Annotated in this window: 16 protein-coding genes; 14 read left to right on the top strand and 2 right to left on the bottom strand. The window is 47.9% G+C overall.

Features of this window, described 5'->3' with window-relative positions; translation table 11 throughout:
• The first annotated feature begins 12 nt into the window (after nucleotides 1–12).
• From LCF57_RS11760 to pyk, 6 genes are all read left to right on the top strand, one after another.
• Nucleotides 13–3,681 carry a DNA polymerase III subunit alpha gene (locus LCF57_RS11760; RefSeq protein WP_226000846.1) on the top strand — a complete coding sequence of 1,223 codons (3,669 nt, stop codon included), beginning with the start codon at nucleotides 13–15 and terminating at the stop codon, nucleotides 3,679–3,681.
• 191 nt (nucleotides 3,682–3,872) lie between these two features.
• Nucleotides 3,873–4,370, top strand: a complete 498-nt coding sequence (locus tag LCF57_RS11755) for a phosphatidylglycerophosphatase A (RefSeq protein ID WP_226000845.1) — start codon at nucleotides 3,873–3,875, stop codon at nucleotides 4,368–4,370.
• A gap of 153 nt (nucleotides 4,371–4,523) precedes the next feature.
• On the top strand, nucleotides 4,524–4,712 hold the full coding sequence (locus LCF57_RS11750; protein ID WP_007429680.1) for a hypothetical protein: 189 nt from the start codon (nucleotides 4,524–4,526) through the stop codon (nucleotides 4,710–4,712).
• A 180-nt stretch (nucleotides 4,713–4,892) separates the two neighbouring features.
• The gene (gene accD / locus LCF57_RS11745) at nucleotides 4,893–5,786 is read left to right on the top strand and encodes an acetyl-CoA carboxylase, carboxyltransferase subunit beta (RefSeq protein WP_226000844.1); all 894 of its coding nucleotides are present in this window, start codon (nucleotides 4,893–4,895) and stop codon (nucleotides 5,784–5,786) included.
• Entirely contained in the window at nucleotides 5,787–6,770 is a 984-nt protein-coding gene (locus tag LCF57_RS11740; protein ID WP_226000843.1) for an acetyl-CoA carboxylase carboxyltransferase subunit alpha, read from the top strand. It abuts the gene before it with no gap.
• Between the two features lie 123 nt (nucleotides 6,771–6,893).
• The gene (gene pyk, locus LCF57_RS11735; RefSeq protein WP_226000842.1) at nucleotides 6,894–8,324 is read left to right on the top strand and encodes a pyruvate kinase; all 1,431 of its coding nucleotides are present in this window, start codon (nucleotides 6,894–6,896) and stop codon (nucleotides 8,322–8,324) included.
• 97 nt (nucleotides 8,325–8,421) lie between these two features.
• Here the strand turns inward: pyk and LCF57_RS11730 are convergent, their stop codons facing one another.
• The gene (locus LCF57_RS11730; protein WP_226000841.1) at nucleotides 8,422–9,318 is read right to left on the bottom strand and encodes a LysR family transcriptional regulator; all 897 of its coding nucleotides are present in this window, start codon (nucleotides 9,316–9,318) and stop codon (nucleotides 8,422–8,424) included.
• A 205-nt stretch (nucleotides 9,319–9,523) separates the two neighbouring features.
• Here LCF57_RS11730 and LCF57_RS11725 point away from each other — a divergent pair, with 205 nt between their 5' ends.
• The 7 genes from LCF57_RS11725 to LCF57_RS11695 all read left to right on the top strand — a co-directional run bounded on the left by LCF57_RS11725 (nucleotide 9,524) and on the right by LCF57_RS11695 (nucleotide 15,706).
• Nucleotides 9,524–10,447, top strand: coding sequence for a phosphate ABC transporter substrate-binding protein (locus LCF57_RS11725; protein ID WP_226000840.1), 924 nt, complete (start codon nucleotides 9,524–9,526; stop codon nucleotides 10,445–10,447).
• A 106-nt stretch (nucleotides 10,448–10,553) separates the two neighbouring features.
• Nucleotides 10,554–11,486, top strand: coding sequence for a phosphate ABC transporter permease subunit PstC (gene pstC, locus LCF57_RS11720; protein ID WP_226000839.1), 933 nt, complete (start codon nucleotides 10,554–10,556; stop codon nucleotides 11,484–11,486).
• Nucleotides 11,486–12,382, top strand: coding sequence for a phosphate ABC transporter permease PstA (pstA, locus tag LCF57_RS11715; RefSeq protein WP_226000980.1), 897 nt, complete (start codon nucleotides 11,486–11,488; stop codon nucleotides 12,380–12,382). The genes pstC and pstA overlap by 1 nt, the downstream gene beginning before the upstream one ends.
• A 16-nt stretch (nucleotides 12,383–12,398) precedes the next feature.
• Nucleotides 12,399–13,241 (top strand): phosphate ABC transporter ATP-binding protein PstB, encoded by an 843-nt coding sequence (gene pstB / locus LCF57_RS11710; RefSeq protein WP_226000838.1) that lies wholly within the window; start codon nucleotides 12,399–12,401, stop codon nucleotides 13,239–13,241.
• 210 nt (nucleotides 13,242–13,451) lie between these two features.
• The gene (pelA, locus tag LCF57_RS11705; protein WP_226000837.1) at nucleotides 13,452–14,660 is read left to right on the top strand and encodes a pectate lyase; all 1,209 of its coding nucleotides are present in this window, start codon (nucleotides 13,452–13,454) and stop codon (nucleotides 14,658–14,660) included.
• A gap of 132 nt (nucleotides 14,661–14,792) precedes the next feature.
• The gene (locus tag LCF57_RS11700) at nucleotides 14,793–15,311 is read left to right on the top strand and encodes an acyl-CoA thioesterase (RefSeq protein ID WP_226000836.1); all 519 of its coding nucleotides are present in this window, start codon (nucleotides 14,793–14,795) and stop codon (nucleotides 15,309–15,311) included.
• A complete protein-coding gene (locus LCF57_RS11695; protein ID WP_010349074.1) occupies nucleotides 15,308–15,706 on the top strand; it encodes an FxsA family protein in 399 nt (132 codons plus the stop codon). The genes LCF57_RS11700 and LCF57_RS11695 overlap by 4 nt, the downstream gene beginning before the upstream one ends.
• A 24-nt stretch (nucleotides 15,707–15,730) precedes the next feature.
• Here the strand turns inward: LCF57_RS11695 and ytvI are convergent, their stop codons facing one another.
• Entirely contained in the window at nucleotides 15,731–16,849 is a 1,119-nt protein-coding gene (ytvI, locus tag LCF57_RS11690; RefSeq protein ID WP_226000835.1) for a sporulation integral membrane protein YtvI, read from the bottom strand.
• 344 nt (nucleotides 16,850–17,193) lie between these two features.
• Here ytvI and citZ point away from each other — a divergent pair, with 344 nt between their 5' ends.
• Nucleotides 17,194–18,306 carry a citrate synthase gene (gene citZ, locus LCF57_RS11685; RefSeq protein ID WP_226000834.1) on the top strand — a complete coding sequence of 371 codons (1,113 nt, stop codon included), beginning with the start codon at nucleotides 17,194–17,196 and terminating at the stop codon, nucleotides 18,304–18,306.
• Nucleotides 18,307–18,369: the final 63 nt, after the last annotated feature.

Here is an 18,369-nt window from a genome sequence, read left to right as displayed (position 1 = left end):
GAAGAGAAGCGCATGAGTTCATTTGTGCATTTGCATGTTCACAGCGAGTATAGTCTATTGGACGGCGCGGCTCGTACCGCGGAGTTGGTCAAACAGGCTTCAGCTTATGGAATGAAGGCGCTTGCCCTTACAGATCATGGGGTCATGTACGGCGCTATTCCTTTTTATAGAGCGTGTGTGGAAAACGGCATTAAGCCGATTATCGGGTGTGAGGCCTATATAACGGCAGGATCACGCAAGGAGCGCGGCAGTCGGAAGGACCAGCCCATATATCATTTAATTTTGCTCGCCAAAAATAAAACAGGCTATCAAAATCTGATGAAGCTGTGCTCCATTGGCCATTTGGAGGGCTTTCACTACAAGCCGCGTATCGACATGGAAGCGCTGGCTGCCCATCATGAAGGCATCATATGTCTGAGCGCGTGCTTGGGTGGTGAAGTACCGCAGCATTTGCTGCATGGCCGGGAAGCCGAGGCGCGACGAGCGGCGGAACGCTACCGTAGCATCTTTGGTGATGATTTTTATCTGGAGCTTCAGGATCATGGTCTTTCCGAGCAAAAGCGTGTAAATCCCCTTTTGATTGCACTGGCAAAGGAATTGGGTATCCCGCTGGTGGCGACGAATGACGTGCATTATCTGACTGAGCCGGATGCGGACGTCCAGGACGTTCTGATCTGTATTGGGACAGGCAAGACGGTTGACGACGAGGAACGCTTGCGTATACCGACACGTCAGCTGTATCTGAAAAGCCAGGAGGATATGGCCTGTTTGTTTCCGCATGTGGCCGAAGCCATCGCCAATACGGTGCGTATAGCTGAACAGTGCGAGCTGGAGCTGGAGTTTGGTCAATCCATATTGCCTGAATATCGCCCGTTGCCGGAAGGCCTGAGCTCTTCGTCCTATTTGCGCAGCCTGTGCGAGCAGGGGCTGGAGCGTCGCTACGGAGGCGATCCCGTATGGGAGCAGCCAGAGGAACGGGAAAGGCTGGACCAACGGCTGAACTATGAATTGAGTACGATTAACAGCATGGGCTTCAGCGATTATTTCCTGATCGTATGGGATTTTATTGTTTTTGCTCATAAACATAAAATTGCAACGGGACCGGGGCGGGGGTCATCAGCAGGCAGCTTGGTTGCCTATGTGTTGAACATCACAAATGTCGATCCGATGAAATACAACCTGCTCTTTGAACGGTTTTTGAACCCCGAACGGATCAGCATGCCGGATATAGATATTGATTTTAGTGACGAACGGCGCGACGAGGTTATCGAATATGTAGTACAAAAGTACGGAAATGAGCATGTGGCGCAAATTATTACTTTTGGAACGCTGGCGGCAAGAGCTGCTGTCCGTGACGTCGGGCGCGTCCTGAACGTGCCGTATGGTGAGGTAGACAAGGCGGCCAAGCTGATTCCGGCACAGCTCGGAATAAATATCCGTCATGCACTGGAAATTACCCCGGAGCTGAAGGCGCTGTATGAAACAAAGCCTAAGACACGTGGGCTACTGGATATGGCGATCAAAGTAGAAGGGATGCCACGTCATGCTTCGACCCATGCGGCGGGTGTCGTCATTTCGCGGACTCCATTGACCGATGCGGTTCCGCTTCAGGAGGGGAGCGAAGGGGTCCCGCTGACGCAATACTCGATGGAAAATCTGGAGCGAATCGGTTTGCTCAAAATGGATTTCCTTGGACTGCGTACGCTCTCCATTATTGAACGGTGTATGCGCTGGATTGCGGAAGAGCATGGAGAGACACCTGATTTTAACCGAATCTCCGATAATGACCCGCATACCTATGACTTGCTGGGCAGAGGGGATACAGGTGGTGTATTCCAACTGGAGTCGGCGGGGATACGCCGGGTGCTCAAGGATTTGAAGCCAAGTGTCTTCGAGGATATCATCTCTGTAGTGGCTTTGTATCGTCCGGGCCCGATGGGCTTTATTCCTAACTTTATACAGGCCAAGCATGGACAGATCGAAATTACTTACCCGCATCCTGATCTTGAACCGATCTTGAAGGACACGTACGGCATTATTGTGTATCAGGAGCAAATCATGCAGATTGCTTCGCGCATGGCGGGCTTTTCCCTGGGAGAAGCCGATCTGCTGCGCCGCGCCGTGTCCAAGAAAAAGCGCGAAGTGCTGGATTTGGAGCGCGGTCATTTTGTGGAAGGCAGTATTAAGCAGGGGTACACAGAGGAGGAAGCCGGAAGGGTTTATGACATGATCGTCCGTTTTGCTGACTACGGCTTCCCGCGTGCCCATGCGGCTGCTTACGGCGTGCTGGCATTCCAGACGGCTTATCTCAAGGCACACTATCCGGTACAATTCATGGCTTCCATGCTGACAGCCGTGATGGGAAGTCATCGAAAAGTGGCGGAATATGTCGTTGAATGCCGCCGCATGAATATAGCGGTGCTGCCGCCTGATGTGAACGAAAGCGGGGTGCTATTCACTCCCTTACTGGAGGGCAACATCCGCTTCGGATTGGCCGCCATTAAAAATGTCGGCACACAGGCGATGGAAAGTATTCTCGCTGTTCGCAAGGAACGGCCATTTGACAGCCTGCTCGATTTTTGTCGACGTGTGGATTTGCGGGTGTGCAATAAGAGAGTTATTGAATCGCTCATTCAGGCAGGGGCTTTTGACTCGCTGACAGGTCACCGGGCACAGCTGCTTGCCATGCTGGATGAAACCGTAGACGCAGCCGTCAAATGGCGTAAGGAACGTGACGACCTGCAAATTGATATGTTCGGCTTTGTGGAAATGCCCAATTGGGATATCGAATATCCTGATGTACCGAAGTTCAGTGCCAGCCAGCAGTTGGAGCTGGAACGTGAACTGCTGGGACTGTATTTGTCGGGCCATCCGCTGGATGATTTTGAGCCGTTGCTGGAAAGTAGCCATGCAGATCGTCTGATGGAGCTGAGCGATGTACCGGATGAAACGGTTGTTGTGACCGCGGGTATGGTTGTGTCGCTCAAGACGATTACGACCAAGCAGGGCAAGGCCATGGCCTTTATTGAGCTGGAGGATCAGATTGAGCGCTGCGAGGTTGTACTGTTCCCTGAGGTATGGAAGCGAAGCCAGCAGTGGATTGAAAAGGGGGCTCTGCTGGCACTGCGTGCCAAAATGCAGCAGCAGGACGAGCACTTTAAGCTCCTCGCGGATGAGACCGCGCCGCTAGCGGAGGACTCGCTGGCACGGCTTCTCCAGCGTCGGCGTGCCGGGACGCGTCCATCCGCCGCAGCCGGGACATCCATGCCAGCGGCTGGTTCCTCCGCTGGCACCCCCGGCGGGGGAGCGCAGCGCGTGCCGTCAACAGCCGCAACGTCTGCTCCGTCGCATTCCAAGCCGGCTCGCCCGGCTACAGGCGCTTCACCGCGCAACGCCGAAGCGGCTCACGGCGGGCAAGCCCTGGCTCCGCACAGCCAGGAGCGGGAGGCCCGTCAGCGGGTGTTTGTCAAAATCACCCGCCAGGCCGAAGAGGACGCCAGCCTGCTGGTCAGCCTCAAGGCGCTGCTGCAGGAGCATCCCGGTGCGTTGCCTACCGTTCTCTTTTATGAGAGCAGCCAGCGTTTGCTGGCCTTGAGCGATGCTTACAGCATCAAGCCTTCGCCTCAGCTTTTTGATCGAATGGAGTCCATGCTGGGTGAAGGCACGGTGAAAGTCAAATGATGGGCACGCTGCAACCTGTCCTTCCTGCCTACTGCCCTTCCTGCCTAATAGTAACAATTTAATGAACAATTTCCTTCCCTCTCGCATACACTTGGAAAACTGGCGGAACAGCAGCTTCAACACGTATCCTGCACACATGAGGCCCCGCACAGTGGAAGAATAGAACTGTACGGTGAGGCGGGAGGGAAATCATGTCCTATGCATATGCAGAAACTCTATTAAATCGTAGAGGCATTCGTATCGAGTCCATTGCGGACATCGTTTTTCAACTGCAACAAAAATATTATCCCCATTTGACGATGGAAGAATGTGTGGACAGTGTCAAAGCGGTTTTGCAAAAGCGCGAGGTGCAATATACTTTGCTCACTGGTATTGCACTTGATGAGCTGGCCGAAAAAAGACTTCTCCCTGAGCCACTGCAAGCCATTATGGAGGCAGACGAACCGTTGTATGGGGTGGACGAGACACTGGCTCTCGGGATTACGAGCGTATACGGTATGATCGGTTTAACCAGCTTTGGATATTTGGATAAGGAAAAGATTGGGATTATTGATCAGTTGAACCAAAAAGGTAGCGGTATTCACGTATTTTTAGACGATCTCGTCGCTGGTTTGGCCGCTGCCGCTTCTTCGCGTATTGCCCATCGGAGCCTTCATGCCAAGCATTATCCTGCGTCCTTGGACGCTTGATTGGTCTGTATGAGCAGAGTGGATAAATTTTTAGGCCCTCCGAAGGATTCTGAATGAGCAGGAGGGCTTTTGTTGCGGGAAAAAAGTAAGGTATGTTATCATGAGTCTATTATGTGGGCTCAAAACTTGAGGCTTAGGGGGTAGAAACAAGGCATGTGGACGGTGATTTATATCGCACCGACGGCCAGACTGGCTGACATGATTAAGCTCAAACTGTCTGAAGAAGGTTTTATGGTACAGACCCGGGCCATTAGCGCGTCCAAGCAACAGTTTGAGATACTTGTGCCTTCGGGTGAAGTCGAAGAAATACAGGAAGTGCTTAATTCGATTTTGCGCCCTTGAGTCCGGAACGGCGGAAGTGATACAGCAGCATGAATGGAACAAAGGATGCACGATCGGCGGTAATGTTTTACAAACAAGCGTTGACGTGTGTATGAACATAATGCTTAGAGGTGCCGCACAGACGGCAGAGGACCTTGTATCGGTTACGGCTGACAAATAAACGGCTGGAGAGGTGTAGTTGTGTTTAAAGATTTATTCCAAAAGAAGCGTAAATACGCGACGATCCCTTCGGAACGTTCGCTGAGCGGCGATCAAGCGGACATGCCGGATCGTCCCAAACGGGAAATTCCCGAAGGTCTTATGACCAAATGTGGCAAGTGCGGAAGCATTCAATACAGCAAAGAGCTGGAAAAGAATTTAAAGGTGTGTCCGGTGTGCGGATATCATATGCGTCTTAATGCGATGGAACGTATTCGCATGGTCCTGGATGAAGACACGTTTACAGAATATGATGCTGATATGATTTCAGTTGATCCACTGGACTTTCCTGGATATGCGAGTAAGCTGGAGCAGCAGACACTGAAATCTGGCTTGCGAGAGGCTGTCGTTACGGGCGACGGCCTTATTCATGGGCTTCCTGTTGTCGTAGCGGTGATGAGTTTTGACTTTTTTACAGGCAGCATGGGCTCGGTCGTGGGAGAAAAAATTACCCGCGCCATTGAACAGGCGATTGACAAGCGCTTGCCGCTTATTATCTTCTCCACATCCGGTGGGGCACGTATGCAGGAAAGTATTCTGAGTCTGATGCAGATGGCCAAAACAAGCGCTGCTCTCGCTCGTCTGGACGAGCAGGGGTTGCTTTATATTTCCATTATTACGGATCCGACTACAGGTGGAGTTTCGGCCAGCTTTGCTACGCTTGGAGATATTAATATGGCAGAGCCGGGCGCTGTATTTGGTTTTGCAGGCCGTATCGTAATCGAGCAGACCATCAGACAGAAGCTGCCGGATGATTTTCAAACTTCCGAGTTTAATTTGCAGCATGGACAATTGGATATGGTTGTACACCGCAAGGAACTGCGCGATACCCTTGGGCAACTGCTTGATTTACACAGTGTGAAAGGGGTGGAATAGATGGCTGGCGAATTGCCTTATGAAAAGCCCCTGGTCGAGATGCGGCAAAAGATCGAAGAACTCAAGCAATTCGGACAGGATAAGCAAATTGATTTTACAGATGAAATTAATCGTCTGGAAGAACGTTATCTCCAGATGGAAGAAGAAATATACACGAACATTACAGCACCGCAAAAGATGCATCTGGCCCGTCATCATCAAAGGCCGACGTCTCTTGATTTGATCGAGCAAGTGTTTACGGACTTTATTGAATTACATGGCGACCGCTTGTTTGGAGACGATCTGGCGGTCGTGGGCGGGATTGCCAAGCTGAATGGTATTCCGGTGACCGTTATTGGTCAGCAGCGCGGTAAGGATACCAAAGATAACATTGCGCGTTTTTTTGGTAGTGCGCACCCGGAAGGATTCCGGAAAGGTTTGCGTCTTATGAAGCAGGCCGAGAAGTTTAAACGCCCAATCATTACATTTATTGATACGAAGGGCGCTTATCCGGGTAATACAGCAGAGGAGAGAGGTCAATCGGAAGCGATTGCCCGCAATTTGCGGGAGATGGCAAAGCTTTCGGTGCCTGTTATTTGTGTGGTCATCGGCGAGGGTGGAAGCGGCGGTGCGCTTGCGTTTGCGGTCGGCAACCGGGTGCTGATGCTGGAGCATGCCATCTATTCGGCCATTTCTCCAAACGGGGCAGCCTCGATTCTATGGAAGGATGCTTCCAAGGCGGATCAGGCGGCTGAAGCTATGAAGATTACGGCAAATGATCTTCTGCGTCTGGAGGTCATCGAGGACATCGTGCCGGAGCCGAAAGGGGGCGCGCATCGCGACTATGAAATGACTGCTGCTGCAATCAAGGAGCTGTTGGAACGTCATTTGGCCGAACTGATGAATATGAGCTGCGATGAATTGAGGGAAGATCGGTATCGAAAATTCCGGAAAATAGGTCAATACACCTTTTTGAAACCTTCGGAAACGGAGCCTATGTTGTAAAACACTGGAAACGGGTAACAATAAATATGACGAACTTCCTATACAAATAGGAAAAAGTGTAGTAGATTTAATTGTTGGAAAAAGATATAAAGTAGCACCTTTGAAAACGGAGGAAAAACCCAAATGCGCAAAACTAAGATTGTATGTACTATCGGTCCTTCCAGTGAGTCATTGGAAAATGTGAAGAAACTGATTTTGGCTGGTATGAACGTAGCCCGCCTGAATTTCTCTCACGGTGATTTCGAGGAGCATGGCAACCGGATCAAAAATATCCGTCAAGCTTGCAAGGAGCTTAACAAAAACGTTGCTATTTTGCTCGATACGAAGGGGCCGGAAATCCGGACAGGAAAGCTCGAGGTTGAACCTATTGAGCTTGTTCAGGACGAGTTCATTACGCTGACTACGGAAGAAATTCTTGGTACGAAAGATCGTATTTCCATTACGTACAAGGACCTTCCCGCTGACGTGGAGCCCGGCTCCACCATTCTGATCGACGACGGTCTGATCGGACTCACCGTTATTGAAGTATCAGGCACTGAAATCAAATGCCGCATTGTCAATGGTGGAACGATCAAGAGCAAGAAGGGCGTTAACGTGCCAGGCGTAGCCATTTCTTTGCCTGGTATTACAGAGAAGGATGCTAACGACATCATTTTCGGTATTGAGCAGGACATTGATTTCATCGCGGCTTCTTTTGTTCGTAAAGCAAGTGACGTACTGGAAATCCGTGAATTGCTGGCGAAGCACAACGCAAGTCACATTCAAATCATTTCCAAAATAGAAAATCAGCAAGGTGTTGACAACCTGGACGAAATTTTGGAAGCCTCCGACGGCCTGATGGTTGCCCGTGGTGACCTTGGTGTGGAAATCCCTGCTGAAGAAGTGCCTTTGGCGCAAAAACTGATGATTAACAAATGTAATGTAGCTGGCAAGCCTGTTATTACGGCCACACAAATGCTAGATTCTATGCAACGTAACCCGCGTCCGACTCGTGCGGAAGCAAGTGACGTAGCCAATGCTATTTTTGACGGAACAGATGCAATTATGCTGTCCGGCGAAACAGCTGCGGGTAAATATCCGGTAGAATCCGTACTGACAATGTCCCGTATTGCAGAAAAAGCAGAGTCCTCTCTGAATTACCGTGATTTGTTCAAGAAACAAAGAACGGCACAAGAAATTAGTATTACGGAAGCAATCAGCCAATCCGTTTCCATTTCTGCACTTGACCTGCATGCCAAAGCGATCCTGACGTCCACACAAAGCGGAACAACGGCGCGTATGATTTCCAAATACCGTCCAGAAGCTCCGATTATTGCTGTGACAACACAGGAAAGAACCGTTCGCCGCCTGGCTCTGATCTGGGGCGTACATGCAGTCCAAGGAAGACCGATTGTGGACACAACGGACAGTCTGTTTGACAATGCACTGGAAGGCGGTCGCAATTCCGGTCTTGTTAAAGAAGGCGATTTGGTTATAATTACCGCTGGCGTACCGCTTGGCGATTCCGGTTCTACCAACCTGATTAAAATTAGCTGTGTTCCTGCACAAGCATAATTTTATCCTGTTCGGAATATTAAACAGGCTGTATCGTTTGGATACAGCAAGCAGAGCATCCAGGTCATTGCGACTTGGATGCTCTTTTTGGTGTTCTCTAGTTTTTAATTTTCTGCGCTTCTTGCCGCATGAAATCCAGGAATGCCTGTTGGATCATGCTCTGGTGTGTACCACGTTGATACACAATGTTTATTAGATAACAGTCACTTTGTCCATCAACCTCAGTAGCCTCAGCATAAGGAAGCCATTCCACCTTAGGAACGCTGCTATTGTCGTACTGAACACCACAGGCAGGAAAGAAGGCAAGCGCTTCTCCGTCGCCTACTACTTGCTTTAACGCCTCCCATGAGTTGGTCTCCAGATAGGGTTTAAGCAGAGAGGAATGCGCATCGATAGCAGATGCCCCGCTGTATCTCACCCACGCATGCTTGTCCAGCATATCAGGTCTGTAGACATCCACTGATTTGGAAGCATTATTTTTGTTCCTGATAATCCCAATTCGATCCGAAGCCACCACCTCTGCCACCGTATATTCCGGTAGAGGACCTTTATCGTCCAGAAAAACAAAATCAAGTTCTCCCTGCTGCAGCAACTGTCTGATTGTATCTGGTGGTTGAATTTCCAAGCGAATTCGGCACTCTGGATATTGTTGAGCAAACTTAGCAATGATAGGGGGGAGGAGATATGTGCCTGATATCGACTCTGCGCCCAGATGTAATTGGGCCTGCGATTCCTCTGCGAGTTCATCTACAGCTTGTCTTGCTTCTTGCTCGAGAGAGATGATCTGCTTCGCGTAGGGCAGCATTCTTTTTCCGGCTTCGGTTAGCATAATTCTGCCTTGATGAAGAGAAAATAGGGAAACACCCATTTCCTTTTCAAGGCTCTTCATATGAAAGCTGACGGTAGGCTGCTTGACTTGCAAAGCTGCGGCCACATCCGTCGCCTTATGGAATTTGTCGATCAGCATCAAGATACGCAATTTTAGAATATTCATGGAATCGAACAGTTCTCCTTATATGTCATTCATATGTGAATTTTAACTATAGATTAATTATATACCGAAAAATAATTTATCTATCAATATTTTATATTTGTTTTACAAAACCACGTCGTTCGTCTAACATTCCAGGTCTACAATGTAAAGTGTTGATGGTCATAAATAAAAAACCGTCACTTAACTAAGGGGAGGACAATAAAAAATGTTGAAAAAATGGCCGTTCATTCTGATGACTCTCACCATGGTATTTGCACTCGCAGCTTGCGGGTCAGGTAACAATGCTGCACCACAAGGAGATGCTGCTAAAGGAACAGACGATAAAGCAGCTGCTGAACTGACAGGTAACATTCTGGCTGTTGGCTCCACGGCACTTCAACCATTGGTAGAGCAAGCAGGACAAAAATTTATGGCTGTCGATAAATATAAAGGCATTGCAGTTCAAGTACAGGGCGGCGGCAGCGGTACTGGCTTGACTCAGGTTTCCGGCGGACAAGCGGATATCGGTAACTCTGACGTGTTTGCCAAAGAAAAACTGGAGAGCGGCGCAGATGAGCTAGTCGATCACCAAGTAGCTGTTGTAGCGATGTCAGCAGTAGCAAATCCTAAGGTTGGCGTAACAGACCTAAAGAAAGATCAATTGGTACAAATTTTCACAGGTAAAATCACGAACTGGAAACAAGTTGGTGGTGCGGATCAAAAAATCGTTATTGTAAACCGTCCAAGCAGCTCCGGTACTCGTGCAACATTTGAAAAATATGCATTGGGACAAAAAACGGAAGATCTGCCGGGCTCCATTCAGGAAGATTCCTCCGGTACTGTGAAAAAGCTGATTGCTGAAACACCGGGTGCTATTGGTTATCTGGCTCTGTCCTACATCGACAACACTGTAACAGCTTTGAAATACGATGGTGTTGAAGCCAACGTGGAAAATGTAGAGCAAGGTAAATATCCAGTATGGGCTTACGAGCATATGTACACTAAGGGTGAGCCAAAAGAACACGTCAAAGCATTCCTGGATTATATCCTGTCTGATGAAATCCAGAAATCCGATGTCGTAGATCTGGGATACATTCCAGTATCAGGCATGCAAGTTAAACGCGATGCTGACGGTAACATTACGAAATAAGGAGATACACCTCCTGTTCGGATGAATGCAGCTAATGCGAAGTATATTCACGGAGAAGAGGCGGACTAGCGTCCGGCCTCTATTCTTCGGTTAAAGGAGTTACAGTATGGAACCAATTGAAGGGAAGGCATACATGGAACAGAATAAACGTTCCCGAGTTATGAAAGAAAGACATTACTGGGAAGAATGGACCGGCCGCATTTATACGTCGGTTTGTGTCGTTTTTTTAGTTGCAGTCATTGTCTCCATCGTATATTTTGTTGCCTCCAAAGGTGTAGCTACATTTGCGATGAATGGAGTAAGTCTACGTGAGTTTTTCTTTGGCACCAAATGGAGCCCGGACGGTGAACCCAAGTCCTTCGGCGCGCTTCCGTTTATTACGGGTTCTTTTGCAGTAACCATACTGGCGGCTCTAATTGCCAGTCCGCTCAGCTTATGTGCGGCTTTATTTATGACGGAAATCGTGCCGAAATCGGGTAAACGTATCCTTCAACCCGCGATTGAATTATTATCCGGTATTCCATCTGTTGTATATGGCTTTGTCGGTTTGACCGTGATCGTCCCGTTGCTGCGGAACGTGTTCGGAGGACAAGGCATCGGCATTTTGGCAGGCTGCCTTGTGTTGTCTGTGATGATTTTGCCGACCATTACGAGTATTATGGCGGATGCTCTGTCATCCTTGCCTGGTGGTCTGCGCGAATCCTCTTACGCTTTAGGGGCTACCCGCTGGCAGACCATTGCACGCGTCATTATTCCGACGCTGCTGCCCGCTCTTTTGACAGGAATAATTCTCGGTATGGCTCGTGCCTTTGGGGAAGCGCTGGCTGTGCAGATGGTCATCGGGAATGCACCGCACATACCAAGCTCCTTGTTGGAATCCGCTTCGACCTTGACCAGCGTTATTACACTTAGCATGGGCAACACAGCTATGGGCTCAGTTCATAACAACGCTCTTTGGAGTATGGCGCTTGTGCTTCTGCTCATGACATTTATCTTTGTGCTGCTGGTAAGGCTGCTTGAAAGGAGAAACCGGATTTGATGAGAGCTAAAACAACCGATAAAATCGCTACATTTGTAATCTGTTTCTTTGCCTTGTTCATTGTTGTACTTTTGGTCGGATTATTGGGATTCATTTTGGCCCGTGGAGTAAGTCACATTTCCTTTGATTTTCTAACCAGTGCTCCCCAAACGTTACGCGCAGGCGGAGGCATTGGCCCGCAGCTATTTAACTCTGTATTTTTGCTAATCTTAACTTTGATCATTACCATTCCGATTGGCTGGGGTGCCGGTATATACATGGCGCAATACGCAAAGCCGGGAAAAATTACGGACTTTATACGACTTGTCGTCGAAGTATTGTCTTCCTTCCCGTCCATCGTCATCGGTTTGTTTGGACTTTTACTTATCGTAAATACGTTTAATTTTGGTTTTTCTCTGTTATCAGGAGCCTTGGCCTTGGCAGTATTCAATCTGCCACTGATGGTTCGTACAACAGAGCAGGCTTTCCGGGCTATACCTAAGGAGCAAAAGGAAGCCGGGCTTGCGCTCGGATTATCCAAATGGAAAATCATCACCTCCATTTTACTGCCAGCTGCGCTGCCAAGCTTGATTACGGGTACCATTTTGGCCGCAGGCCGGATTTTCGGGGAAGCCGCCGCGTTGCTGTTTACAGCAGGGATGAGTACGCCGCCGCTTGATTTTACCGATTGGAATCCATTGCATGCCAGATCGCCTATTAATCCGATGAGACCTGCCGAAACGCTCGCTGTGCATATTTGGAAGGTGAACAGTGAAGGCATTGCTCCTGATTCCAAGGATATCGCCGCAGGCGCTTCCGCGGTCTTGGTATTGCTCGTACTTGCCTTCAACTTGTGTGCAAGATGGTTCGGAAGAGTCGTTTACCGCCGTCTGACAGCTGCCAAACGTATGGATTAGAAAGGGGATGGGGAATATGGAACAAGTGATTACACGAACGGCAAAACCTGCAGCACCAACAACACCCGTTCAGTCTACACGCTCGGAACAACTTGCGGGGCAACCGCCGCAGCCATTTAGTACCGAGGATTTGAGTATTTATTATGGCAGCTTTGAGGCTGTAAAAAAAATAAATCTGGCCTTTCCCGAGCAAACTGTGACCGCCCTGATCGGTCCTTCCGGTTGTGGCAAGTCGACCTTTTTACGCTCACTTAATCGCATGAACGACGAGATCGCGTCTTCCTCTACAACAGGGCACATCTGGATGGACGGGCAGGATTTGACCGCGCCGGGAACGGACGTGATCAAGCTGCGTCAGCAAATTGGCATGGTGTGGCAGCGTCCCAACCCTTTTTATAAATCTATTTACAATAATATCGCCTTCGGTCCCAAATATCGGGGGGTGCGCAAAAAGAAGCAGCTTGATGAAATCGTGGAAAGCAGCCTGCGTAAGGCAGCGCTGTGGGATGAGGTCAAGGATCGCCTTCATGATTCCGCACTAGCGTTATCTGGCGGGCAGCAGCAGCGGCTTTGTATTGCGCGTGCGCTCTCCGTCCAGCCGAAAATTTTGTTGCTTGACGAGCCGGCCTCTGCACTGGACCCCGTGTCTACAGGCAAGATCGAAGAACTTATTACTGAATTGAAAAAAGAGCTGCGTATCGTGATTGTGACGCATAATATGCAGCAGGCCGCACGGATTTCAGACTATACTGCTTATTTTTATATCGGGAATCTGATTGAACATGGAAAAACAAACAATATTTTCACTAATCCTGAAAATGAACTGACCCAGGAGTACATTATGGGTCGCTTTGGGTAAGCCGTACAGTTTTCAACAACTTTACTATATATATGAAACGGGATAAAACCTCTTACTAATCAAGTATTAGTAAGAGGTTTTTTTATTAGTTTAGTAAACTCTTACATTTGTATATAATAAAATATATTGATTATTTGGGTATATTTTCATATAATACATGTGTTTAATAGATTTTGAAGCATCACACTCAAATTAAAGGAGAGGTTTGGAATGAGGTTTAATGTTAAAGAATCTGTCAAATGGATCGCCCTTTCTGGAATGGCGATTACGGTAACAACGGGACTTATTAACCCTTCATGGGCGGCAGCAGAGCAGGATACAGCTGATACGGGTGCGAGTGTTACCCAGGCAGTATACGGGGATACGACCATTTACAAAAATGCTGTTGTTCCATTCGCTAGCGTGAGTGCGAGCAGCCTGCTGGACAACTATCGTGATTTTAGTAAATTTTCTACAGGCGATGTATCCAAGGATACCAAACTGGCCTTGAATATTGTATCGTGGCAATTGCCGCATGGCGGGTTTTTCAAAGCTATGGAAAAAAATTATAAATCCAAGTGGGATGGCAAAGCTGCACGCTCTACCTGGGTGAACAAGGATGGCGTGGAACTGGGAACGTTTGATAACGAGGCCACGACAACCGAGATTCGTTTTTTGGCGGATGTTTACAAAAAAACAAAAAATAAAGACATGAAGAACAGTGTACAAAAAGCAGTTGACTTCGTTCTAACCTCTCAATATTCCTCCGGTGGTTGGCCGCAAGTATACCCTAAACGTGGTAATTATTCTGATGCCGCAACCTACAACGATGATGCAATGGTTAGAATAATGGTTTTGGCTGATGATATTGTGAACAAGAGACAGCCTTTTGATAGCGATATTCTTGACAATACATATCGCTCCAGACTTCAGCAGGCTCTGAATAAAGGCGTACAGTATACGGTTAAAGCTCAAATTGTAAACAATGGTACGCCGACGATCTGGGGTGCACAGCATGATCCGGTTACTTATGCATCTGTGCCTGCCCGGGCATTTGAGCTTGCTTCCAAAACAACTACGGAATCGGTAGGCATCACGGCCTTTCTGATGTCCCAACCGCAAACGGCTGAGGTGAAAAAAGCAGCACTGAGCGCCTTGAAATGGTTTGACACGAACCGAATCGACGGTATCAAATACAATCGTAAAGGTCCAGAGTTCTTCCAAAAGGATGCATCAAGCGTTATGTGGTATCGTTTCTACAATGTGGAAGACAATAAGTATTTTTTCTCAGACCGAGATGGCAAAAAGTATACAGACATTATGAAAATCAGTGAAGAAAGACGTCTTGGTTATGCTTGGGCAGGAAGTCAAGCAAAAAGTCTGTTGATTGCGGCGTCGGAAAGCGGATATTATAAATTGTCCAAGCCGTTGCCTAAATAATAAGCGATCATTTCACCATAGTTGAAAGGGCTGACCGTCGGTCGGCCCTCTTTTTGTTCCTTGGCTGTAAATATGGTTTAATGGAGAGAGGGCAACATAGAGATAAAGATGTGCAAAGATAGGAGAGCTAGTATGACTCAAGAGGAGAAACAAAACGAATTACGCTGGTATGGTGCACCGCTACGTGTCCGTTATCAGGAAACAGACCAGATGGGGGTCGTGTATCATGCGAATTATTTGAACTGGTTTGAGATTGGGCGTACCGAAATGATCCGTCAGGCAGGCTTTAACTATCGGAGTATGGAGGAACGGGGAGTTTTGCTGCCAGTTCTTGAAATCAATGCGAAATATGGGAGTCCTGCTCGCTACGATGACATGATTACTGTTTATACAGCCATCACGGACTTCTCCAGACTGCGTCTAAACTATATTTATGAGGTTCGGCGTGTAACGGCTGACGAGCATCAAAACAATGTTGGAAAGGTGTGGACACAGGTAGATACGTTGCCGGGAGAGCTGCTCGTCACAGGAAAGACACGCCACGCATGGGTAAATACCGAATGGAAGCCCGTCAGGCTAGATCAGGCACTACCTGAGCTATACACGGCGTTAAGGTCTGCTTTTACAGGCGGGGAGGGAAAGAAATCATGATGATGCGCAAGCGCCTGTGGCTGTTGCTGCTGCTCATTCCTCTGGCAGAGTTGTACGGGTTCATATGGGTAAGTCACTGGATTGGAGCGGGCAAAACGATTCTGCTCATCATTCTGACGACCCTGATTGGTGCAGCCATGATGCAATTTGAAGGTCGCAAGGTGATTGCCGATGCGAAACATGAAATGAACCGGGGGCAAGTACCTGGCCGTAAAATGCTGGATGGGTTATGTGTTTTTTTCGGCGGAAGTTTACTGCTTATCCCCGGATTTTTAACCGATATTATTGGTTTTACGCTGGTATTTCCTTTAACACGTGCGTTGTACCGACGCTTTTTATTGAAGTGGCTGGAGAAAAAAATGAAAAATGGCAGTATTACGTTTCGACGGTTTTGACGTGAGGCCGTTTTTCCTACCTACTTAACGCACTCTTCCGGCAAGAATGTAGTTGCGTAAGTCCTGAATGACATTCGCGCGATTCAGGGCATCGACGATTATGAGTGATACAGGACCGATAATCAGCCCCAAAACGCCAAACAACTTGAGCCCGATGAACATGCCGATGAGGGTGGGAAGCGGGTTCAAACCCACGCTGCTGGCTAACACCTTCGGCTCTACAATTTGCCGTCCAACCAACAGGATGATATAGAGGATCGATAATCCTACCCCTAATGCCAAATTACCCGACATATAGGCATACAGTATCCATGGAATCATCACTAGGCCAACCCCTAAATAAGGCAGCAAGTCCACCAGCCCGATCATCAAACCGATGGTAAAGGCGGATTCCACACGCAATATGAATAGTCCAACAATGACCGTCAAGGCCGTAATGGAGATAATAATAAATTGTGCACGCAAATAGCCGAACAGTGCCTTGCGAAGATCGTGCCATATACCCGATAATGGCTTGCGAATCGTATCCGGAATCGTATTGGAGAGTATCCGGCTATGCTGGTTCCAGTCCTTGCTGATAAAAAATGCGGCTACAACAATGACCATTAGCACGGCGCCCATATTAGGCAGAGAGGTCAGCAAATTCAAAATGCCATTAAAAAATTGGGCGACCAGCGTAGTGACGGCCGAACTGACCGTTTGAGTGGTTTTGTCAATATTGCTATTTATAGTATGCTGATAATCCGGATTATCGCGAATGAAATGATTGATTTCGTTAATTACATTTTGAATCAGATCACTCTGAGTCCAGTCGATAAACAGGCTTTTAAAATGCTCAATATGTCCGTCAAACGTCATGGTCAGCTTAATAACCTCTCGCACCATTCGGGTTATTGCCGCAGACAGGACAATTGCGATTCCGCCTAAATATACAAACAATGAGACCGTGACAGCCATCCAACGCGGCATGCGGGCTTTTGTACGCAGAAAACCAACCAGCGGGTTCATGGCATAGGCCACAAGCCAGGCGAGCAGGAATGGATAAACGAGTGGGAACAGCACATATATGCCCAGCAACAGAGCTACTATCACAATAGTGACCCACAGAGCACGAAATATGCGGTTCAGGATCAATCGGCTCAAGCTCTCACGGCTCCTTTCTTTTACGATGGTATTCCACAAAATAAGTGCTCTACTATACATATGCTGGGAGGGGGGGAGACAAGACCTATGTAAAAAAGTGCAAACGGACTTCAAAAAATGTAAGGGGTTTCAAAAAAATCTTTATAGAAGCGATAAAACATTTGAATGTGTCGGAATAGCCCTGAATGTTCACATAAACGACAAAATCCAGTATAGTGAAAGAAGGTTTAAATATTGACATATGGCGTTAACATTACTTAGCTATTTAAAAGGCATATCTTACTTTTGAAAATGTTTACATTGCAAGTCCGTTCACAATGTTTTTACAAAGGAGAGATGTAACGATGACAGCGACTAAAGGTCTGGAAGGAATTGTGGCAACCACTTCCTCCATAAGCTCTATCGTAGATGGCGTTCTCACGTACCGGGGTTATAACATTGATGATTTGGCTGTTAACGCCGATTTTGAAGAGGTAGCTTATTTGCTGTGGTTTGGAAAACTGCCCGATCAAGCGCAATTGCAGGAGCTTCGCAACCAATTAAGCGAATATGCTGCTATTCCGGAGGAAATTATTACTCAGTTAAAGTTGTACCCGAAAGATTTGAGCACGATGGCCGCCTTGAGGTCAGCCGTATCGTCTCTCGCTTTGTATGATCCAGAGGCGGATGATATGTCTAGAGAGTCGAATGTGACCAAAACCGTCAAGCTTCAGGCGCAATTGCCCACCATTGTGGCAGCCATAGCGCGTATACGCGAGGGCTTGGAGCCGATTGCGCCTAAAAAAAATGTTTCCATCGCTGAAAACTTTTTGTACCAGCTTACTGGCAAAGAGCCAGAGGAGACGGCTATCAAAGCGTTTAATCAGGCTCTTGTGCTGCATGCCGATCATGAATTGAATGCTTCGACTTTTGCTGCGCGTGTAACGGTAGCTACATTGTCGGATATTTATTCAGGGATTACGTCTGCTATTGGCGCTTTAAAAGGACCACTGCATGGCGGAGCCAATGAGGCTGTTGCCAGGACGCTGGAGGAAATTGGCGGTTTGGATCAGGTGGACTCGTATATTCAGGCCAAACTGGATAACCGTGAAAAAATCATGGGCTTTGGGCATCGTGTCTATAAAAACGGTGATCCGCGTGCCAAGCACTTGCACAAGATGTCCCGTGAACTGGGCCAAATGAACGGTGACACCACGTTGTTTGATATGTCGGTTCGAATTGAGGAAATTGTGACAGGGCAAAAGGGCTTGAAACCGAATGTGGATTTTTATTCTGCCTCTGTTTATACCCAACTGGGTATAAAGCGAGACTTGTTTACACCGATCTTTGCTGTGAGCCGTGTATCCGGGTGGACCGCGCATATCTTGGAGCAGTACGAAAATAATCGTCTGATCCGTCCGCGTGCCGAGTATACAGGTCCGATGGATCAAAAATATGTGGCGCCAGAGCTGCGCTAATTCCTTGTTGAAGGAATATCAAGGTTGTATATCCTGAATTTAAAAAATAAGGTACAATAAAGG

It is taken from the genome of Paenibacillus sp. BJ-4, assembly GCF_020404765.1.
In the GTDB taxonomy this organism is placed as follows: Bacteria; Bacillota; Bacilli; order Paenibacillales; family Paenibacillaceae; genus Paenibacillus.
Note: the sequence above shows the minus strand (reverse complement) of the source record. Positions and strands in the feature narration are given on the sequence as shown.

Excerpts from the sequence above, each read along its gene's own strand:
- citZ (WP_226000834.1), top strand. The coding sequence starts at position 17,194 with ATGACAGCGACTAAAGGTCTGGAAGGAATTGTGGCAACCACTTCCTCC.
- LCF57_RS11725 (WP_226000840.1), top strand. The coding sequence starts at position 9,524 with ATGTTGAAAAAATGGCCGTTCATTCTGATGACTCTCACCATGGTATTT.
- LCF57_RS11695 (WP_010349074.1), top strand. The coding sequence starts at position 15,308 with ATGATGATGCGCAAGCGCCTGTGGCTGTTGCTGCTGCTCATTCCTCTG.
- LCF57_RS11740 (WP_226000843.1), top strand. The coding sequence starts at position 5,787 with ATGGCTGGCGAATTGCCTTATGAAAAGCCCCTGGTCGAGATGCGGCAA.
- pstB (WP_226000838.1), top strand. The coding sequence starts at position 12,399 with ATGGAACAAGTGATTACACGAACGGCAAAACCTGCAGCACCAACAACA.
- pstA (WP_226000980.1), top strand. The coding sequence starts at position 11,486 with ATGAGAGCTAAAACAACCGATAAAATCGCTACATTTGTAATCTGTTTC.
- LCF57_RS11755 (WP_226000845.1), top strand. The coding sequence starts at position 3,873 with ATGTCCTATGCATATGCAGAAACTCTATTAAATCGTAGAGGCATTCGT.
- pelA (WP_226000837.1), top strand. The coding sequence starts at position 13,452 with ATGAGGTTTAATGTTAAAGAATCTGTCAAATGGATCGCCCTTTCTGGA.
- LCF57_RS11750 (WP_007429680.1), top strand. The coding sequence starts at position 4,524 with ATGTGGACGGTGATTTATATCGCACCGACGGCCAGACTGGCTGACATG.
- pstC (WP_226000839.1), top strand. The coding sequence starts at position 10,554 with ATGGAACCAATTGAAGGGAAGGCATACATGGAACAGAATAAACGTTCC.
- LCF57_RS11760 (WP_226000846.1), top strand. The coding sequence starts at position 13 with ATGAGTTCATTTGTGCATTTGCATGTTCACAGCGAGTATAGTCTATTG.
- LCF57_RS11700 (WP_226000836.1), top strand. The coding sequence starts at position 14,793 with ATGACTCAAGAGGAGAAACAAAACGAATTACGCTGGTATGGTGCACCG.
- pyk (WP_226000842.1), top strand. The coding sequence starts at position 6,894 with ATGCGCAAAACTAAGATTGTATGTACTATCGGTCCTTCCAGTGAGTCA.
- LCF57_RS11730 (WP_226000841.1), bottom strand. The coding sequence starts at position 9,318 with ATGAATATTCTAAAATTGCGTATCTTGATGCTGATCGACAAATTCCAT.